At 72.9% G+C, this 18,431-nt stretch carries 5 protein-coding genes; all 5 read left to right on the forward strand.

Annotation, left to right across the window (positions count from 1 at the left end; all coding sequences use genetic code 11):
- The first annotated feature begins 74 nt into the window (after positions 1 to 74).
- From IE97_RS39395 to IE97_RS39400, 5 genes are read left to right on the forward strand one after another with little or no spacing between them, the layout of a single operon-like run.
- Positions 75 to 5,321 carry a type I polyketide synthase gene (locus IE97_RS39395; protein ID WP_158708337.1) on the forward strand — a complete coding sequence of 1,749 codons (5,247 nt, stop codon included), beginning with the start codon at positions 75 to 77 and terminating at the stop codon, positions 5,319 to 5,321.
- Positions 5,318 to 8,767, forward strand: coding sequence for a MupA/Atu3671 family FMN-dependent luciferase-like monooxygenase (locus IE97_RS0126495; protein ID WP_078603390.1), 3,450 nt, complete (start codon positions 5,318 to 5,320; stop codon positions 8,765 to 8,767). Before IE97_RS39395 ends, IE97_RS0126495 begins: the two co-directional genes overlap by 4 nt.
- Positions 8,764 to 12,195 carry a non-ribosomal peptide synthetase gene (locus tag IE97_RS0126500; RefSeq protein WP_051705121.1) on the forward strand — a complete coding sequence of 1,144 codons (3,432 nt, stop codon included), beginning with the start codon at positions 8,764 to 8,766 and terminating at the stop codon, positions 12,193 to 12,195. The genes IE97_RS0126495 and IE97_RS0126500 overlap by 4 nt, the downstream gene beginning before the upstream one ends.
- Positions 12,192 to 17,504: a MupA/Atu3671 family FMN-dependent luciferase-like monooxygenase gene (locus tag IE97_RS0126505; protein ID WP_037844853.1), complete on the forward strand. Its 5,313-nt coding sequence runs from the start codon at positions 12,192 to 12,194 to the stop codon at positions 17,502 to 17,504. The genes IE97_RS0126500 and IE97_RS0126505 overlap by 4 nt, the downstream gene beginning before the upstream one ends.
- The gene (locus IE97_RS39400; RefSeq protein ID WP_158708338.1) at positions 17,501 to 18,370 is read left to right on the forward strand and encodes a class I SAM-dependent methyltransferase; all 870 of its coding nucleotides are present in this window, start codon (positions 17,501 to 17,503) and stop codon (positions 18,368 to 18,370) included. Before IE97_RS0126505 ends, IE97_RS39400 begins: the two co-directional genes overlap by 4 nt.
- The last annotated feature ends 61 nt before the right edge of the window (positions 18,371 to 18,431 follow it).

Consider the following 18,431-nt stretch of genomic DNA (forward strand, 5'->3'; position numbering starts at 1 on the left):
CCTGCTCGCCTTCCGTTCCAGCACGCACTGCTCCTGAAACGCACCGCGCGGAGCCCGCCTTCAGAGAGGTAGACGTGAGCGGTATTCGTCGAACAACGCCGCCGGGCGTCCAGGCCCGGGATCTCGTGGAACTGCTCCGGCAGCGGGGCGATGAAAACGGCCGACGCGCCGCATTCACCTTTCTCGCCGACGGTGTGAAGGTCTCGGAGCGACTGTGCTACGCGGATCTCGACCGGAGGGCGCGTGCCATCGCGTCGCATTTGCTGACCCTGGGCGATCCCGGCGACCGTGTGTTGATGCTGTATCCGTCGGGTCCGGAATTCGCCACCGCGTTCTACGGCTGCCTCTACGCCGGGATGACGGCCGTTCCCGCCTATCCGCCGCGCTCCGACAAACACGCGGCGCGGCTCAACGCCGTCGCCCAGGACTGCGGGGCCTCGATCATCGCGGCCCCCGGCCGGCTCTGCGACACGCTGGCGGACAAGTACGACCCCAACGCCCGCTGGGCGCCGACCGACCGTGTTCCGCTCGAAGCCGCCGACGACTGGCGTCACCCGGACATCACCCCGGACGACCTGGCCTTCCTCCAGTACACCTCCGGCTCGACGGGCAACCCGAAGGGGGTGATGCTCAGCCACGCCAACCTCCTGCACAACCTGGAGCTCATGGCCCGCGCCATGGGGCACAGCGAGAGCCCCGTCTTTGTCTCCTGGCTGCCGCTCTTCCACGACATGGGGCTCATCGGCCATCTGCTCCAGGCCCTCTACTGGGGCAGCGAGCTGGTCTACATGCCGCCCGAGGCTTTCCTTCAGGAGCCGGTCCGCTGGCTGCGCGCCCTCAGTGACTACCGGGGCACCTTCAGCGCCGCGCCGAACTTCGCCTACGAGCTGTGCGTCCGCCGCACCCGCCCCGAGGACCGCGCCGGACTGGACCTGAGTCACTGGCGGCTGGCCCTCAACGCGGCCGAGCCGGTACGCGCCGACACCCTCGCCCGCTTCGAGGCGATGTACGCCGAGCACGGCTTCCGCCCCGAGTCCTGGCACCCGGCGTACGGACTCGCCGAGAACTCCGTGTACGTCTCCAGCGGCCTCCCGGACAGCGGCGCCGTCATCGTCCACGTGGACGGGGCGGAGCTGGAGCACGACCGGATCGTGGAGGTCGCGCCGGGCACCGCGGGCTCGCGCGCGCTCGTCGGCGCCGGACACGCCCGCCACGGACAACGGACCGCGATCGTCGACCCCGCCACCCGGCGTGCCCTCGACGCCAACCAGGTCGGCGAGATCTGGATCAGCGGCCCCAGCGCGGGACAGGGGTACTGGGGCCGGACGGAGGAGACCGCCGCCACCTTCTGCAACCGCCTCGCCGACGAAGGGGAGCCGAGCTGGGTCGCCACCGGTGACAAGGGATTCCTGACGCCCGACGGGGAACTCGTCATCACCGGCCGCATCAAGGACATGATCATCGTGCGGGGGCGCAACCTCTACCCCCAGGACATAGAGCGCACCGTCGAGACCGTCGACCGTGCCTTCCGGCCCGGCTGCACCGCCGCCTTCTCCGTGGAATCCGCGAGCGGCGAGGAGCGCGTCGTCGTCGTCCAGGAGGTGCGGGGCGAGGACGCGGACGCCGAGCGGATCGGCCCCGCCGTGGCTGCGGCCGTCGTCGCGGAGCACGATGTGCCGCTGCACGCGCTGGTGCTGCTGCGCACGCGAGCCATTCCCAAGACCTCCAGCGGCAAGCTCGCCCGCCGTGCCGCCCGCAAGGGCTATCTCGAAGGAACCCTGGACGCGCTGGCCACCTGGACCGCACAGGGGACGGCGCCGCGTCCCGACACCGAGGGGTACGGGCCGGCTGCCGACGGGGACCAGAACGCGTTGGTACGCCGGATCCTCGACGCCGTCGCCGAGCACACCGGCTTGGCCGTGGACGAGCTGGACCCGACCGCCAGCTTCCACACCTATGGGGTCGACTCGGCCTCCGCCGTGGCGATCTCCGGCTCGCTCCAGCGGGAACTGGGCCGCCGCGTGCCCGCCGCCCTCTTCTACCAGCACCCGACGGCCGAGGCCGCCGCCCGCCACCTCGCCGGACGGAGTGCCGGGCACGAGGCGGGCACGCAGGCCGCCCCGCGGCCCGGCACGCCCGCCCCGCCCGCCGCGCCGGCCGCGGCCGAGCCGATCGCCGTCGTCGGCATGGCCTGCCGCTTCCCCGGCGCCGAGAACACCGAGGAGTTCTGGACGCTGTTGCACGGCGGCGGCGACGCCGTCACCCCGGTGCCCGCCGACCGATGGGACGCGGAGCGGCTCTACGACCCGGAGCTCAAGCGGGACGGCACCGCCAGCACCCGCTGGGGCGGCTTCCTCGGGGACGTCGCGGGATTCGAGCCCGAGTTCTTCGGCATCTCGCCCGCCGAGGCGGTGGCCATCGACCCCCAGCAGCGGCTCCTCATGGAGGTCGTGTGGGAGGCCCTGGAGAACGCGGCGATCGTCCCGGCGGCCCTCGCGGGCAGCGACACCGGAGTCTTCGTCGGCATCAGCAACAACGACTACAGCCGGCTCACCGCCGGAGCGAAGGGCGCCCTGGGCGCGTACTACGGCACGGGCAACGCCCTGAGCGTCGCCGCGAACCGGCTGTCGTACCTCCTCGACCTGCGCGGTCCGAGTCTTGCTCTGGACACCGCGTGTTCCTCCTCGCTCGTCGCCGTGCACCAGGCGTGCGAGGCCCTGCGCCGTGGGGAGTCCTCGCTGGCGGTGGCCGCCGGGGTCAATCTGCTCCTCGCCCCCGACCTCACCGCGGTCTTCTCCCGAGCCCAGATGATGGCGTCCGACGGCCGCTGCAAGGCGTTCGACGAGCGCGCCGACGGCTACGTGCGCTCCGAGGGCTGCGGGGCCGTCATCCTCAAACCGCTCTCGCTGGCGCTGGCCGACGGCGACCGCGTGCTCGCCGTCGTACGGGGCTCGGCCGTCAACCAGGACGGCCGCTCCAACGGCCTGACCGCCCCGCACGGCCGCGCCCAGACGGAGGTCCTGCGCGCTGCCTGGAGCGCCGCCGGCATCGCTCCGCGCGAGCTGGGCTACATCGAGGCCCACGGCACGGGCACCGCACTCGGCGACCCCATCGAGTACGAGGCCCTGACCGAGGCGCTTGTGACGGAGCCGGCCGCCGAGGGGGACGCCGCCGGGCCCTGCTATCTCGGATCGGTGAAGACCAACATCGGCCACCTGGAGTCCGCGGCCGGTATCGCCGGTGTCATCAAGGTCGTCCTGGCTCTTCAGCACGACACCGTGCCGCCGCACCTCCACCTCACCCGGCTCAACCCCCACATCGATGCGGCCGGTTCGCCGTTGGAGATCCCCACCGCTCCTCTGGCCTGGCCCGAGGACCGGCGTACCGCCGGGGTGAGCGCCTTCGGCTTCGGCGGGACCAACGCGCACGTGGTGCTCTCGGCGGCGCCGACGCCGGCCGCCGTCCCCGGTACCAAGGAGGCACGGCGGCCTGAGGCGCTGCTGCTCTCCGCGAGGACCCCCGAGGCCTTGCGTGACCTGGCGTCCCGCTACGCCGACCGGCTCGCCCGGACCGGCAGCGACCCCGGGGATCTGGCTGATGTCGCCTGGACCTCCTCCCAGGGCAGGACCGCTCTCCCGGAGCGGCTCGCCGTCACCGCGGATTCCGCCGAGGAGGCCCGTGCCGCCCTGGAGCGCTTCGCCGCCGAGGGCCGGCCCGCGGCCGCGGGCGCCCGTGGCCGCGCCCCGCGCAAGGCCCCCGTGATGGCCTTCCTCTTCACCGGCCAGGGCTCCCAGCGGGTGGGCATGGGCACCGAACTGCACCGTGAGTGGCCGGTGTTCCGGGAGGCGTTCGACCGGTGCGCGGCGCTGCTGAAGGAACGCTTCGGCTTCGACCTGCACCACGTCGTGCGGGACGAGGAGTCACTGGCGCGCACCGAGTACGCCCAGCCCGCGATCTTCGCGACGGAGTACGCCCTGGCCGAGCTCTGGCGCTCGCTCGGTGTCGAGCCGGACTACCTGTTCGGGCACAGCGTCGGCGAGTTCGTCGCGGCCACCCTCGCCGGGGTGTTCGCGTTGGAGGACGCGCTGACCCTGCTCGGCACCCGCGCCCGGCTGATGCAGGGCCTCCCGCCGGGCGGCGTGATGTACGCCGTGCGGGTGAGCGAGGAGCGCGCGCTCGCGGCCCTCGCCCCGTACGCCGACGAGGTGGCGCTGGCCGCCGTGAACGGACCGGGCGAGGTCGTGCTCTCGGGCGCCGCCGCCGCGGTCGCCAAGGTCGTGGACGAGCTGGCGCAAACGGGCGTCGTCGCGCAGCAGATCCGTACGTCGCACGCCTTCCACTCACCGCTCATGGACCCCGTACTGGAGGAGTTCCGTGCCGCGGCGGAAGGGGTGCGGATGCGCGCTCCCCAGCACCCGGTGGTCTCCTCGCTGACCGGCCAGCTGATCGGACGCCGCATGGCGACCCCGGACTACTGGGTGGAGCAGCTGCGCGGCACCGTCCGGTACGCGGACACGATCGCCACCCTGAGCCATGAGGGGTGCACGGCGGGCATCGAGGTCGGGCCCGACGCGGTGCTCGCTCCGCTGGCCCGGCGCGCGGTGCGGCGTGAGTCCGCGAAGACGCAGGGACAGCCGGGTTCGGTGTGGCTGGCCTCGCTGCGCTCCGGGAGGCCCGAACAGCGCGCGCTGCTGGATGCGCTGGGCGCCGCGTGGGCGGCAGGCGTGGCCGTGGACTGGGCGCGGGTGCACTCGGGGCGGCCGACCGAGCTGCCCGGCTACCCCTTCCAACGCCGCAGGTTCTGGCTGCCCGACACTCTGGAGGCAGCGCCCGCCGACGGCGTCGCCCTCGCCGGGGAGCCCGGCCGTCACCCTCTGCTGGGGCGGCGTATGGAGGGTGTGGCGGCCGATCCCGGCAGGCATGTGTGGCAGCGGTCGCTCGCCCGCGACCAGGTCGCGGTCCTGGACGACCATGTCATCCAGGGCCGGGTCGTCGCACCGGGCACCAGCTACATCGACATGGCGCTCGCCGCCGCCCGCGAGCTCGCGCCGGGCGTGCCGTACCGGCTCCAGGACGTCGCTTACCACAGCGTTCTGAGCATCCCGCCGGACGGCGCGCGGATCGTCCAGGTCGGACTGCGGGACGGCTCCGACGGAGCACTGGCCTTCACCGTGCACAGCAAGGCCGAGGGCGACACCGCCACCAAGTGGACCCAGCACGCCTCGGCCCGCATGGTGCCCGTACAGCACGTGGGGAACGGGCGGCACGGGCGGCACGGGGAGAACGCGAAGAGCGCGGAGAACGGGGAGAACACGTCATGAAATTCAGCCTGATGTTCTTCGCCAGTGACGAGAACGCGCTGGCTGAAGACGCCCGGTACGACATGCTGCTGGAGAGCGCCAGGTTCGGTGACGCGCACGGCTTCGAGAACGTCTGGGTTCCCGAGCGGCACTTCACCCCGCTCGGCTCGCTCTACCCGAACCCGGCCCTGCTGCACGCCGCCCTGGCGCGCGAGACCAGCCGGATCGGGCTGCGCGCGGGCAGCGTGGTGCTGCCCCTGCACAGCCCGCTGCGGGTGGCCGAGGAGTGGGCCGTCGTGGACAACCTGTCCGGAGGCCGGGCCGGGATCTCCCTCGCCTCCGGCTGGAACCCGAACGACTTCGCCTACTTCCCCGAGCGGTATGCCGAGCGCGCCCGCCACCTCGAGGAGGGCATGGAGCAGCTGCGCGCGCTGTGGCGGGGCGAGGCGGTCACCGCGACCAGCGGCACCGGTGAACCCGTCAGCCTGCGCACCTACCCGCGGCCCGTCCAGCGGGAGCTGCCGCTGTGGCTGACGGCGGCCAGCTCGCCCGCGAGCTTCGCCCGGGCCGGGCGGGCCGGGGCGAATCTCCTCACCCACCTGCTCGACCAGGGCGTGGACGGGCTCGCCGAGAACGTCGCGGTCTACCGCAAGGCGCGGGCCGATGCGGGTCTCGACCCCGCCTCGGGCCGGGTCACCGTCATGCTGCACAGCTTCGTGGGCGCCGACGCCGGGACCGCGACCGAGCTGGCCCGAGACCCCTACTGCGCCTATCTGAAGGGGAACATGGGCCTGCTCAAGGGACTCGCGAGCAGCCGTGGCCGGGATTCCGCCACGGACATCGAGGCCCTGCCGGAGGCGGAGCTGACACAGTTCGCCGGCTTCCTGTACGACCGGTTCGCCTCCGCCCGCTCGCTGATCGGCTCGCCCGAGTCCTGTCTGCCGCTGGTGCGCCGGCTGGCCCCGTTCGTGGACGAGGTCGCCTGCCTGCTGGACTTCGGCCCCACCACGGCGCAGGTGCTCGACGGGCTGCCCCACCTCGACCGGCTTCGTCGGCTCGCGGAGCAGGATCCGCAGGTCCGTGAGGCCGTGGTGGACCGGACGCTGCCGGAGCCTGCGAGCGCCGTGGCGCGCACTCCGGCCGCCTCCCCCTCGCCGCCCGCCTGGGAGGACGACCCGGAGGTGGTCAAGGCCCGGTGCGGTCACACCGTCGAGGTGGCGGAGTTCTTCGACCATGTCGAGCGGGCGGGTGCCGCCTACGGCCCCCGGATGCGATGCCTGGAAGGGATGTGGGTCGGCGACGGCGAGGTCCTGGGCCGGCTGACTCTGCCGGCCCGGTGGGCCGAGGAGGGCTATGTTTTCCATCCGGCCCTCCTCGACAACGCCTTTCTGCTGCTCGGGGCGCTCGCACCCGGCGCCCTCAGCGGCAGCGGGGCGCTCACGCTCCCCGTCGGCGTCGGCACGCTGGAGCCGTACCGGCAGCCGGTGGGCGAGGTCTACTCCCATGTGGTGCGCACCCCTGCCGCCGAGACGGGTGACGAACTCCTCGCCGATGTACGGCTCTTCGACGCCGAGGGGACCGTCGCGTACGCGCAGGGGCTGCGGATGCGCCTGGTGGACCCCGAGGACGGCGGCGGGGACCCCGGCCGCGACCTGTGCTACCGCACCGACTGGACCGCGGTGTCCGCCGAGCGCGCGGCGGACACCGAGTCCGGGCGCTGGCTGGTCCTCGCCGACATGGCGGGCACCGGCGAGGCGCTCGCCACGGCCCTGCGGGAAGCGGGCGACTGCGTCGACGTCGTACCAGCCGACGCCGCCTCCGATGCCGCCCGTATCCGCCAGGCCCTCTACGGCGCCCTCGCGGACGGGCCGCTCAAGGGCGTGGTGCTGGCCCGGCCGCTGGACGCGCCCGATCTCCCGGACGCCACCACCGACCAGGTCCGTGCCGCACAGCAGAGCGGCGCCGAGGCCGCGCTCGCCCTGGTGCGCGCCTGCCTCGACGTGGATGTCCCCACGCGCTGCGGACGCCTGTGGCTGCTGACTCGGGGCGCCCAGCCGGCGGGAGGAACGGCCGTGACCGCCGCGGGCGTCCTCCAGGCCCCGGTCTGGGGACTGGGCAGGGTCCTGGCCGCCGAACACCCGGAGCTGTGGGGCGGCCTGATCGACCTCGACGCGCGGACGGCGCCCGACGAGGCGGCCTCCGCCACGCTGCTGAGCGCCGTCCTCACCGGCACGCGCCCCGACGAAGGAACCCCGGTCGACGACCAACTCGCCGTACGGGACGGCAGTTTGCTCGCAGCCCGCATGGTCCGCGCCGAGGAGATGGCGGCCCCGGCCCCCGCCGTGCCGGACATCGACCCGGACGGCACCTACCTGCTCACCGGCGGCCTCGGGGACCTCGGACTGGCCCTGGCCGGGTGGCTGGCCGAGCGCGGGGCGCGCCATCTCGTACTCGTCGGCAGGCGCGGGGTGAGCGACGACACTCAGCGCGTGGCCGTGGACGGACTGACCGGCCGGGGTGTCCGCGTGCACATCGCGGCGGCGGACGTGGCGCGGGCCGACGACGTCGCGGCGCTCCGCGCGGAACTGGAGCGAGAGGGCCTGCCCCCGGTCGTGGGCGTGGCACACCTGGCGGGCATCGCCCGCGGCGCCATGTTCGCGGGGCTGGACGTCGAGCAGCTGCGCGAGGTGGCCGAGCCCAAGGTCGCCGGGGCGTGGAACCTGCACCGGGTGTTCGGGGACGCCGCACTGTTCCTGCTCGTGTCGGCGCTGCCCGCGGTCTTCGGGCCGGTCGGTGTCGGTGCCGCCAACTACGCCGCGGCCAACGCCTTCCTGGACGCGCTCGCCCACCACCGGCGTGGCCTGGACACGGACGCCGTCGCGCTCGGCTACGGCCCCTGGAACGGGATCGGCCTCGCCGTGCGCGAGGGCGGCCTCGACCAGTTGTCCCGCCTCGGCGTGGGCAGCATGGCACCGGCTGAGGCCCTCGACGTCTTCGGCCGTGTGCTGGCGCTCCGGCCCGCCCAGGTCACGGTGGCCCGCATCGACTGGCCCGAGGTGTTCACCGCCCTGCCCTCCGCCCGCGCCACCGGCCAGTTCGCCGCGTTCCTCGACGAGTTCGGCGCCGCCGGCGGCTCCGCGCAACTGCTGGAGCGCTGCGCGCAGGCAGGACCGCAGGAGCAGCGGATGATCGTCGGTGACTACCTCACCGAGCGGCTTGCCGCGGTGCTCCAGACCGGGGCGGAGGACATCGACCCGCAGGTGCCCGTCGTGGAGATGGGCCTGGACTCGCTGATGGCCCTCGAACTGCGCGTCCGCGTCAAGGCCGACCTGGGTGTCGTGGTGCCGATGGTGCGGCTGCTGGAAGGGCCCAGCGTGGAGCAGCTCACGGACCACGTGCTGGGCCTGCTCACCGAGGTGCTCGGCGCACTGGACGGCGACGAGGAACGAGAGGAGATCACGCTGTGAACGGGGACCTCGTCAAGACCGCGGACACCTCAGAAGGACCCGAGCGGCTCGTGGAGCTGCTCGGGGAACTGCGGCGCGCACGCGTCCGGTTACGTGCCGAGGGTGACCAGCTGCGGGTCTCCGCGGCCAAGGGAGCCCTCACCGCCGAGCTGCGGGACGAGCTGCGGGCGCACAAGGAGGGGCTGCTCAGCCATCTGCGGGCCGAGGCCGCCGCGGAACAGCCGGTCCGGCCGCTGCCGCGTGACGGCCGGGCCTTCCCCCTGTCACCGGCGCAGGAATCGCTGTGGCTCCTGGACCAGATGGAGGGCCACCAGCCCACGTACGTCCTCAGCGGCAAGGTCCGCCTGACGGGACCGGTGCGCGTCGAGCGCCTCACCGACTGCCTCAGCCACCTAGTCCGGCGCCACGAGTCCCTGCGCACGGCGTTCCGGGCCGGCGCCGACGGAGCGCCCGAGCAGACCCTGTGTCCGCCGGCCCCGCTGCCGCTGGTCCACGAGGACCTGAGCGGCCTCACCGACCAGGAGCGGGACGCCACCCTGGCCCGCCTCGCCGAGGAGGTCGCCCGCGAACCCTTCGACCTGGCGGGCGGCAACCTGCTGCGAGCCGTCCTCGCGACCACCGCGCCACAGCAGGCCCACCTCTTCCTGGCCGTGCACCACATCGCCGCCGACGCGGCCTCGCTCGGCGTCCTCTTCGACGAACTGTTCACGCTGTACGCGGCGGACACGAGCGCCCTTCCCCCGCTCTCCGTCCAGGCCATCGACGCGACGGAGTGGCAGCGCGCCGCGCTCTCCCCGGTGACCGAGGCCGAACAACTGGCTTACTGGAAGGACAGGCTCGACGGCGCGCCGCCGCTCCTGGAGCTGCCCGCGGACCGTCCCAGGCCGGTCAGCCAGTCGTACCGCGGCGACACCGTGCCCTTCGTCCTGGACCCCGCGACGACGGCCCGGCTGCGCGAGACCGCCGCCGGGGCGCAGGTCACCCCGTATGTCGCGGTGCTCGCCCTGTGGGCGGTGCTGCTCGGCCGGTACGCGCGCACCGACGACGTGGTGATCGGCACTCCGGTCAGCAACCGGGAGCGCCCCGAAGTAGCCACCCTCGTCGGCTTCTTCGTCGGCACGCTGCCGCTGCGCATCGACCTGTCCGGCGATCCCGACGTCACCGAGCTGCTGCGGCGGGTCCAGCGCACCTTCCTGGAGGGCTTCGAGAACCGGCAGGTGCCCTTCCAGCGGATCGTCGCCGCCCTGCGGCCCCACCGGTCGCCGAGCCACGCCCCGGTCTTCCAGAACATGCTCACGTACTACGAGACCCCGCTCGGCGACATCCGGGCCGGGGAGCTCACCGCCCGCCGCGAGGAAGTGCACAACGGCACCGCGAAGTTCGACCTCACCCTCTTTGTCGAGGATCAGGGAGAGCGACTCGCGTGCTCGCTCGAATACGCGACGGACCTCTTCGACCGGGACACCGCCGAGCGGCTGGCCGCGACCTTCCAGCAACTCGTCGCGTCCGCCGTCGAGGATCCCGGTACCGAGGTGTCCCGACTCGCCCTGCTCACCGCCGACCAGCGCGACCACCTGGTGCACGGCCGCAACGGCGCGCTCCGCGAGGTGGATCTCGACCGGCCCGTGTACCGATACCTCTCCGAGCGGGCGGCGCAGAGCCCGGACGCGACCGCCATCGAGCACGCCACCGAGTCATGGACGTACGCCAGGCTGGAGGCGGAGAGCAACCAGCTCGCCCGGCTGCTGGCCGAGGAGGGCGTCGGCCGGTCCACTCTGATCGGGCTGTACGCCCGCCGCTCCATCCGGCAGATCGTCGCCATGCTGGCGATCCTGAAGACGGGCGCGGCGTTCCTCCCCCTGGACCCGGACCACCCCGCCGACCGCACCGCCGGAACCCTCGACGACGCCCACTGCCCGCTGCTGCTGAGCGACGCACCGCTGGAGACGCCCGACGGCACCCGCCTGCTGCGGCTCGACGAGCTGGACTGGTCGGACCGCGACGGGGCCGAACTCGCCACCGTCACCGGGCGCGACGACCCGATCTACACCATCTACACCTCCGGCTCCACCGGCCGCCCCAAGGGCATCGTGATGCGGCACGGTGCCCTCGCCAACCTGCTGGCCTGGCAGACGGCGGCCTTCCCCTTCGCAGCCGACGACCGGACGCTCCAGTTCAGCCCCCTGCACTTCGACATCTGCATGATGGAGACCTTCGGGACGTGGGCGGCCGGCGGCACGGTCGTCCTGGTCGACGCCGAAACCCGCCGAGACGCGCTTCAGTTGCTGCCCTGGCTGGTGGAGCGAGGCATCACCCGGCTCTTCCTGCCGTACGTCGCGCTCCAGCAACTCGCCGAGGTGGCGGCCGTGCGCGAGCAGTGGCCGACCGCGCTCCGGGAGGTCTTCTCCGCCGGTGAACAGCTCCACATCACGTCGGAACTCCGTACCTTCTTCACCCGCACGGAAGCCGTCCTGCACAACCAGTACGGTCCCTCCGAGGCCCATGTGATCACCTCGCACACCCTGACCGGCGCGCCCGAGCAGTGGGAGCCGGTGCCCCCGGTGGGACGGCCCGTGGACAACGTGCGCGTCGTCCTCCTCGACCGGCACGGCGAGCCGGTACCGCAGGGCGTCGCCGCCGAGGTGTGCGTCTCCGGACCGTGCCTGGCCCTCGGCTACCTGGGACAGGACGAACTGACGGCCGCACACTTCGTACCGGACCCGTACCGGCCCGGGGAACGGATGTACCGCACCGGCGACCTGGCGCGCTATCGCGGTGACGGCGCGATCGAATACCTGGGCCGCATCGACCACCAGGTCAAGGTGCGCGGCTTCCGGGTGGAGCCCGGCGAGATCGAGGCCGCCCTGCTGAGCCACTCCGGCGTCCGCGAGGCCGTGGTCGCGGCCCGTGGCCAGGGCGCCGAACAGGCCCTGGTCGCCTGGGTGGTGACCGCCGGGCAGGACCTGACGCCGCACGAGCTGCGGCGGCACTGCGCGGACCGGCTGCCCGAGTACATGGTGCCCACCCAGTACGTCACGCTCGACGCGCTGCCGCTGACCGTCGCGGGCAAGGTCGAGCGCAAGCGCCTTCCAGCGCCCGTCGCGGAGGGCGTCGGCGGGGCGGAGCCGAGCACCCCGATGGAGAAGTCCGTCGCCGCCGTCTTCGCCGACGTCCTGGGCGTCGGCTCGGTCGGACGTGACGACGACTTCTTCCGGCTGGGCGGCCATTCACTCGCGGTGACCCGGGCCGCGCTGCGGCTCAGCGAGGAGCACGGCGTCGGCCTCACCGCTCAGGTCGTGTTCGCGCGGCCGACCGTGGCCGGAGTCGCGGAGAGCCTGGAGACCCTGCTGTGGGCGGCGGCCGGACCCGCGGCGCGCAACCCGGACTCGCCCGGCACGGCGGCGGAGAGGGAAGAGGGAGAGCTGTGACTTCACCGGTTGAACTCCTCGCGGAGCTGCGCTCCCGTGACATCCGCGTCTGGGAGGACGAGGGACGAATCCGTTTCAGCGCCCCGCCCGGCGCTCTGGACGAGGATCTGCGCGCCCGGCTGTCCGCCCGGCGTGACGCCCTGATCGGCCTGCTGCGGGAGGCGCGCGGCGACGGCCCGCGCACGCTTCCACCGGTCACGCCCCTCGACCGGGACACCGGTCCGCTGCCGCTCTCCTTCGGGCAGCAGCGCATGTGGGTGATGGCCGAGATGTTGCCGGACAGCGGTGCCGCCGCCTACGTCCTCGCCGGCCGGGTCACCCTCGACGGTGAGCTCGACGACACCGGCGTCCGCGCGCTGCGCCGGGCCCTCACCGAACTGGTCCGGCGCCACGAGGCCCTGCGCACCGTCATCTCCGTCGTCCACGAGCAGCCGGTGGCCCGGGTGGTCGACGTCCCTGAGGTGGCGCTGCCCGAACGCGCCCTCGCCGAGGGCGAGTCGGTCGAGGAGCTCGCCGCCGCCGAGGCCCGGCGACCCTTCGACCTCAGTGAGGCCCCGCTGCTGCGGGCCGTACTGCTGCGCGAGACCCCCGCGCGGGCCCATCTGCTGCTGTCGGTCCACCACATCAGCGCCGACGCCTGGTCGCTCGGCGTCCTCTACCGCGAACTGTTCGCCCTGTACCGCGCCTGCCTCGAGAACGAGCAGGGCGCGACCGGCCACGGTGACGTCACGGGCGGGCTGCCCGAACTCCCCGTCCAGTACGCCGACTACGCCGCCTGGCAGCGCGCCCACCTCACCCCCGAGGCACTGGGCGACGAGGCCGGACACTGGAAGCGGCGCCTCGACGGGCTGCCCGAACTGCTGGAGGTGCCCGCCGACCGGCCCCGCCCCGCCGCGCAGTCCTACCGTGGCGCGGCCGTCCCCTTCCACCTGGACGCGGCTCTCCGCGACGCGGTGCAGGAGCTGGCGCGCGCCCACGGCTGCACCCCCTTCATGGTGCTGCTGGCCTCCTGGTCGGCGGTACTGTCGCGGCTGAGCGGCGCGGCCGACCTGGCGCTCGGCACTCCGGTGGCCGGACGGCTGCGCCACGAGGTGGAGCCGCTGATCGGCTTCTTCGTCAACACCCTGGTGCTGCGCGTCGACGCCTCCGGCGACCCCGCCTTCGAAGACCTGCTGGCACGGGTACGGACCACCGCGCTGGATGCCTTCGATCACCAGGAGCTGCCCTTCGAGCAGCTGGTGGAGGTCCTCCAGCCGCCGCGCACCCTGAGCCACAGCCCGCTCTTCCAGCACATGTTCATCCTCCAGAACGCCACCTCCGAGGCCCCGCGCCTGCCGGGCCTGGAGTGCCGTATGGAGGAAGTGCACACCGGCACCGCGAAGTTCGACACCACGCTCCTCGTCGAGGAGGCGCCCGACGGGCTGCGCGGCTCCCTGGAGTACGCCACCGACCTGTACGACGCCGCCACCGCCCGCCGATTCCTGGGCATCTGGCAGACACTGCTGCGCCACGCGGTGTCCGCCCCCGCCACCCGGCTCTCCGCCCTGCCGCTGCTGACCGAGCAGGAGCGCGGCGCCCTCGTCGAGGCGGGCCGCGGCCCCGCCGTCGAGTTCCCCGCCGTCACCGTCCACACCCTGGTCGAGCGGCAGGTCGCCACCACCCCCGACCGGCCGGCGGTGGTCCAGGGCGACACGTGCCTCACTTACGCCGCCCTCGACGCGGAGGCAGACCGGCTCGCCCGGCTACTGCGCGCCCGCGGTGCGGGCCGCGACACGGTGGTCGCGCTCTGCCTGCCGCGCACCCCCGCGCTGGTGACCGCCCTGCTGGCGGTGCTCAAGTCCGGCGCCGCCTATCTGCCGCTGGACCCCACGGCACCGCCCGAGCGCACCGCGTACATCCTGCGCGACGCGGGCGTCCGGCTGCTGCTGAGCGACTCGGCGCTACTGCCCACCCTCGACTGCCCGGACGACGTCGAGCCCCTGTGCCTGGACACACTCGACACCCTTGACGTCGCGACCCGCCCCGACGACCCCGCAGCCCCTGAGGCGGGCCCCTGCGACCTGGCCTACGTCATCTACACCTCGGGCTCCACCGGCAGGCCCAAGGGCGTCATGGTGGAGCACCGCAACGTGGTGAACTTCTGCGCCGCCATGACCGAGGAGTTCGGTGCCGACAGCGCCGGGACCTGGCTGGGCGTCACCACCGTCTCCTTCGACATCTCGGTCCTGGAGCTGGTGTGGACGCTGACGCACGGCTCCACCGTCGTCCTCCAGGCCGACCCCGGCCCGGCCGACGGGCGAGCCCCGGGCAGGACCGCCGACCTCAGCCTCTTCTACTTCGCCAGCGCCTCCGGCACCGAGGGGACCGCGAGCGGCGCGGCCTACCGGCTGCTGCTCGAAGGCGCCAGATTCGGCGACCGGCACGGCTTCGAGGCCGTCTGGACCCCCGAGCGCCACTTCCACGCCTTCGGCGGTATCTTCCCCAACCCGTCCGTCATCGGCGCGGCACTCGCCACCGCCACCGAACGGATAGCGATCCGGGCGGGCAGCGTCGTGCTGCCGCTCCACGATCCGGTCCGGGTCGTGGAGGAGTGGTCGGTCGTGGACAACCTCTCGGGGGGCCGCGCCGGGATCTCCGTCGCCTCGGGCTGGCAGGCCGACGACTTCGTGCTCGCGCCCGGCAACTACGCGGAGCGCAAGCAGGTGATGCTGGACGGCATCGCCACCCTGCGCACCCTGTGGTCGGGCGCACCCGTCGAGCGCCCCAACGGCCACGGCAGGACCACCGCCGTGCGGACCCTGCCGCGGCCGGTGCAGGACGATCTGCCGCTGTGGGTCACCGCCGCGGGCAGCCCCGACACCTTCCGCGCGGCGGGGGAGTCGGGCTGCAACGTCCTCACCCATCTCCTCGGCCAGGACCTCGAACAGCTCGCGGAAAAGGTCGCCGTCTACCGCCGGGCCCGGCAGGAGGCAGGACACCAGGGACCGGGACGGGTCACGCTGATGGTGCACACCTTCCTCGGCGAGGACCCGGAGGCGGTACGCGAGGCGGTGCGCGGGCCGTTCCGCGACTATCTGGCCTCGTCCCTGGGGCTGCTCGCCGGCCTCGCCCGTTCGATGGGGCTGGGCGACGACCTCTCCGCGCTGCCCGACGACGACCTGAACACCCTGCTCGACCACGCCTTCGACCGCTTCTACGGCACGGCCGCGCTCTTCGGCACCGTCGACCAGGCCGTCACCCTGCTCGACGCCATCGCCGACACCGGCGTCGACGAGGTGGCCGCGCTCATCGACTTCGGCATGGACGAGGACGCCGTCCTCGACTCCCTGCCGCTGCTGGCCCGGGCCCGCGAACTGCACGCCGCGCGCCCCGCCGAGGCCGAGCCCGCTCTCCCCGAGCTCATCCGGCGCCACCAGGTCACCCGGCTTCAGTGCACCCCGTCCCAGGCGGCGATGATCCTGGCGGAGCCCGGCGGGCCCGAAGCGCTGGCCGGCCTGAGCCTGCTGCTGCTGGGCGGCGAGGAACTGCCCGCCGCCCTCGCCGGGCGGCTGACCCGGCTGACCTCGGCCCGTATCCAGAACATGTACGGGCCGACGGAGACGACGATCTGGTCCGGTACCCACCGCGTGGACCCGGACGGGACGGCGCTGATCGGCCGTCCCATCGCCAACACCCGCATGTACGTACTCGATGCGCAGGGCACGCTGGTGCCGCCGGGAGTGCCCGGCGAACTCCACATCGCCGGCGACGGGGTGAGCCGCGGCTACCTCAAGCGCCCGGAGCTGACCGAGGAGCGCTTCCTGCTCGACCCCTTCGCCGCGGTGCCCGGCGAGCGCATGTACCGCACCGGCGACCTGGTGCGCCTCCGTCCAGAGGGCACCCTGGAGTTCATAGGCCGCACCGACCACCAGGTCAAGGTGCGCGGCTTCCGCATCGAACTCGGCGAGATCGAGGCGGCGCTGCTCTCCCACCCGGGTGTCGCGCAGGCCGCGGCGACCACGCACGGCACCGGAGTGGCGCGCCGTATCGACGGCTACGCCGTGCCCCGGCCCGGCAGCCGGCTGACGGAGACGTCGCTCCGCGCCCACCTGGACACGCGGCTGCCCGGCTACATGAGCCCGGCCTCCCTCCAACTGCTCGACGAGCTGCCTTACACCCCCAACGGCAAGATCGACCGCCGCGCTCTGCCCGAGCCCACCGCGTCCGGCACCGACCGGGCCGGCCGGCTCGCCCCCCGGGGGCTCACCGAGATGCGGCTGGCGCTGCTGTGGCAGGAGATCCTCGGGGAGCGCTCGGTCGGCGTGCGCGACAACTTCTTCCACCTGGGCGGCAATTCCGTGCTCGCCGTGGTGCTGCTGGCCGAGGTGGAGCGGCAGTTCGGGCGGCGGCTGCCGCTGTCCGTGCTCTTCCAGGGGCCGACCATCGCCCAGATGGCCGTGGCCCTCCAAAGCGGTGCCGCCGACACCGACCGGCAGTCGCTGGTCCGACTGCGCCCCGGCGGTGAGGTGCCGCTGTTCCTCCTGCCGGGCGCGGGCGGCAACCTCGTGTACTTCAACGACCTCGCCGCCCACCTCCCCGAACAGCTCATGCTGTACGGCCTCCAGCCGCTCTTCACCGAGGACACGACCTCGCAGACGCTGGTCGCGGAACTCGCCGAGCAATACCTTCCCCTGGTGCTCTCCGCCGCGCCCCAGGGCCCGTACCACCTGGTCGGGCACTCCTTCGGCGGGCACATCGCCCTGGAGCTCGCCACCCGGCTGCGCGCGGCCGGTCACGAGGTCCGGCTGCTCGGGATGCTGGACACCACCGCGCCACTGCCCGAGCGGCGGCACGCGACGGCGGACTGGGACCACGTCGACTGGCTGGTGGCCCTGGCCCGGGTCTTCGAGCGGATCTTCGGCTGCCGGCTCGACATCACGCACGAGCGGCTGAGGGAGCTCGACGAGGCGGCCCAGCTCGCCGCGTTCCGCGACACCCTGCGCGAGCAGAGCGTGCTGCCGCCCGAGTTCGACGACGACGCCCGGCTGCGCGGCTTCATCCGCGCCTACATCGCCGACCAGCACAGCCTGTACGTCCCCGCCGTGCCGTACGAGGGAACCCTGACGTTCTTCCGGGCCGCCGAGCTGCACCCGGACAACGTCCCCCCGGACGAGCTGGCCTGGATCCTGGACGACGAAGCGCGCGGCTGGGGACGGTTCACCGCCGGCCCCGTCGAGGTCTGCGAGACGCCGGGCGACCACCTCTCCATGCTCACCGGCCCGCATGTGGGTCACCTCGCCAAGCTGATCGGCGAGCACATCGAGCTGTGAACCCCGCACTCCGATCCGCAGTACGTGACAAAGCTATCCAAGAGAGGCAACCGATGCTGACCAAGGTGCTCGACCTACTGGCCTGCCCGTCCTGCTCGGCGGAGGTCACGCAGACCGCGTCCACCGAGCTGAAGTGCTCCTCCTGCGGTCGAGGCGCCCCGGTCACCCCTGCCTTCATCGACATGGTCCGGGAACCGGGCAAACCCGACCCGGCCGCGCCGACCACCGCACAGAAGCTGATGGAGAGCGCCGCGTTCGTCCGGCTCTACGAGGCCGTCATGCGCCCGTTCTTCTCCAGGCTCTTCGCCGGGTTCGGCAACCACATCCCGGACTACGCCGAAGAGTTCGAGATCTACCGGAAATGGCTGAAGCTAGACGAGGAGAACACCGGCACGTGGCTCGATCTGTCCTGCGGCGCGGGGTACTTCACCGACCAGCTCGCGGGGGCGGTGCCCGAGGCGACCGTGATCGGCCTGGACATCTCCGAGGCGATGCTGCACAAGGCGGTGCAGGAGACCGTTGGCCGTCGCAACGTTCACCTGGTCCGCGGGGACGTGCGTCGACTGCCCTTCAAAGAGGGTGTTTTCGACGGCGTGAACAACCCCGGTTCGCTGCACCTGTACGCCGACCCGGTCGGCGCCTACGAGGCGGTGTTCCGGCTCCTGAAGCCCGGTGGTGTTTACGTGGCCAGCACCTTCGCAGTCAACGATCTCGTCAGCAGCCGCATCGGGGTCAGGATGACCGGAATCCGTCGCACGGATCTGAAGCAGCTGCCCGTGCAGCTGGAGAAGGTGGGATTCGTCAACTACCGCTTGATTAAGTTTGGTTCGGTGTTCGCGTTCGCGGTCACCAAGCCCGAGGCATAACCCAGGATGCGTTCACGTCGCAGTCGGACATCCGAACGCGTCCCTCTGAGGAAGAATCGGC

Origin of the sequence: Streptomyces sp. NRRL S-455 (genome assembly GCF_000717875.1) — a bacterium.
Taxonomy (GTDB): Bacteria; Actinomycetota; Actinomycetes; order Streptomycetales; family Streptomycetaceae; genus Streptomyces.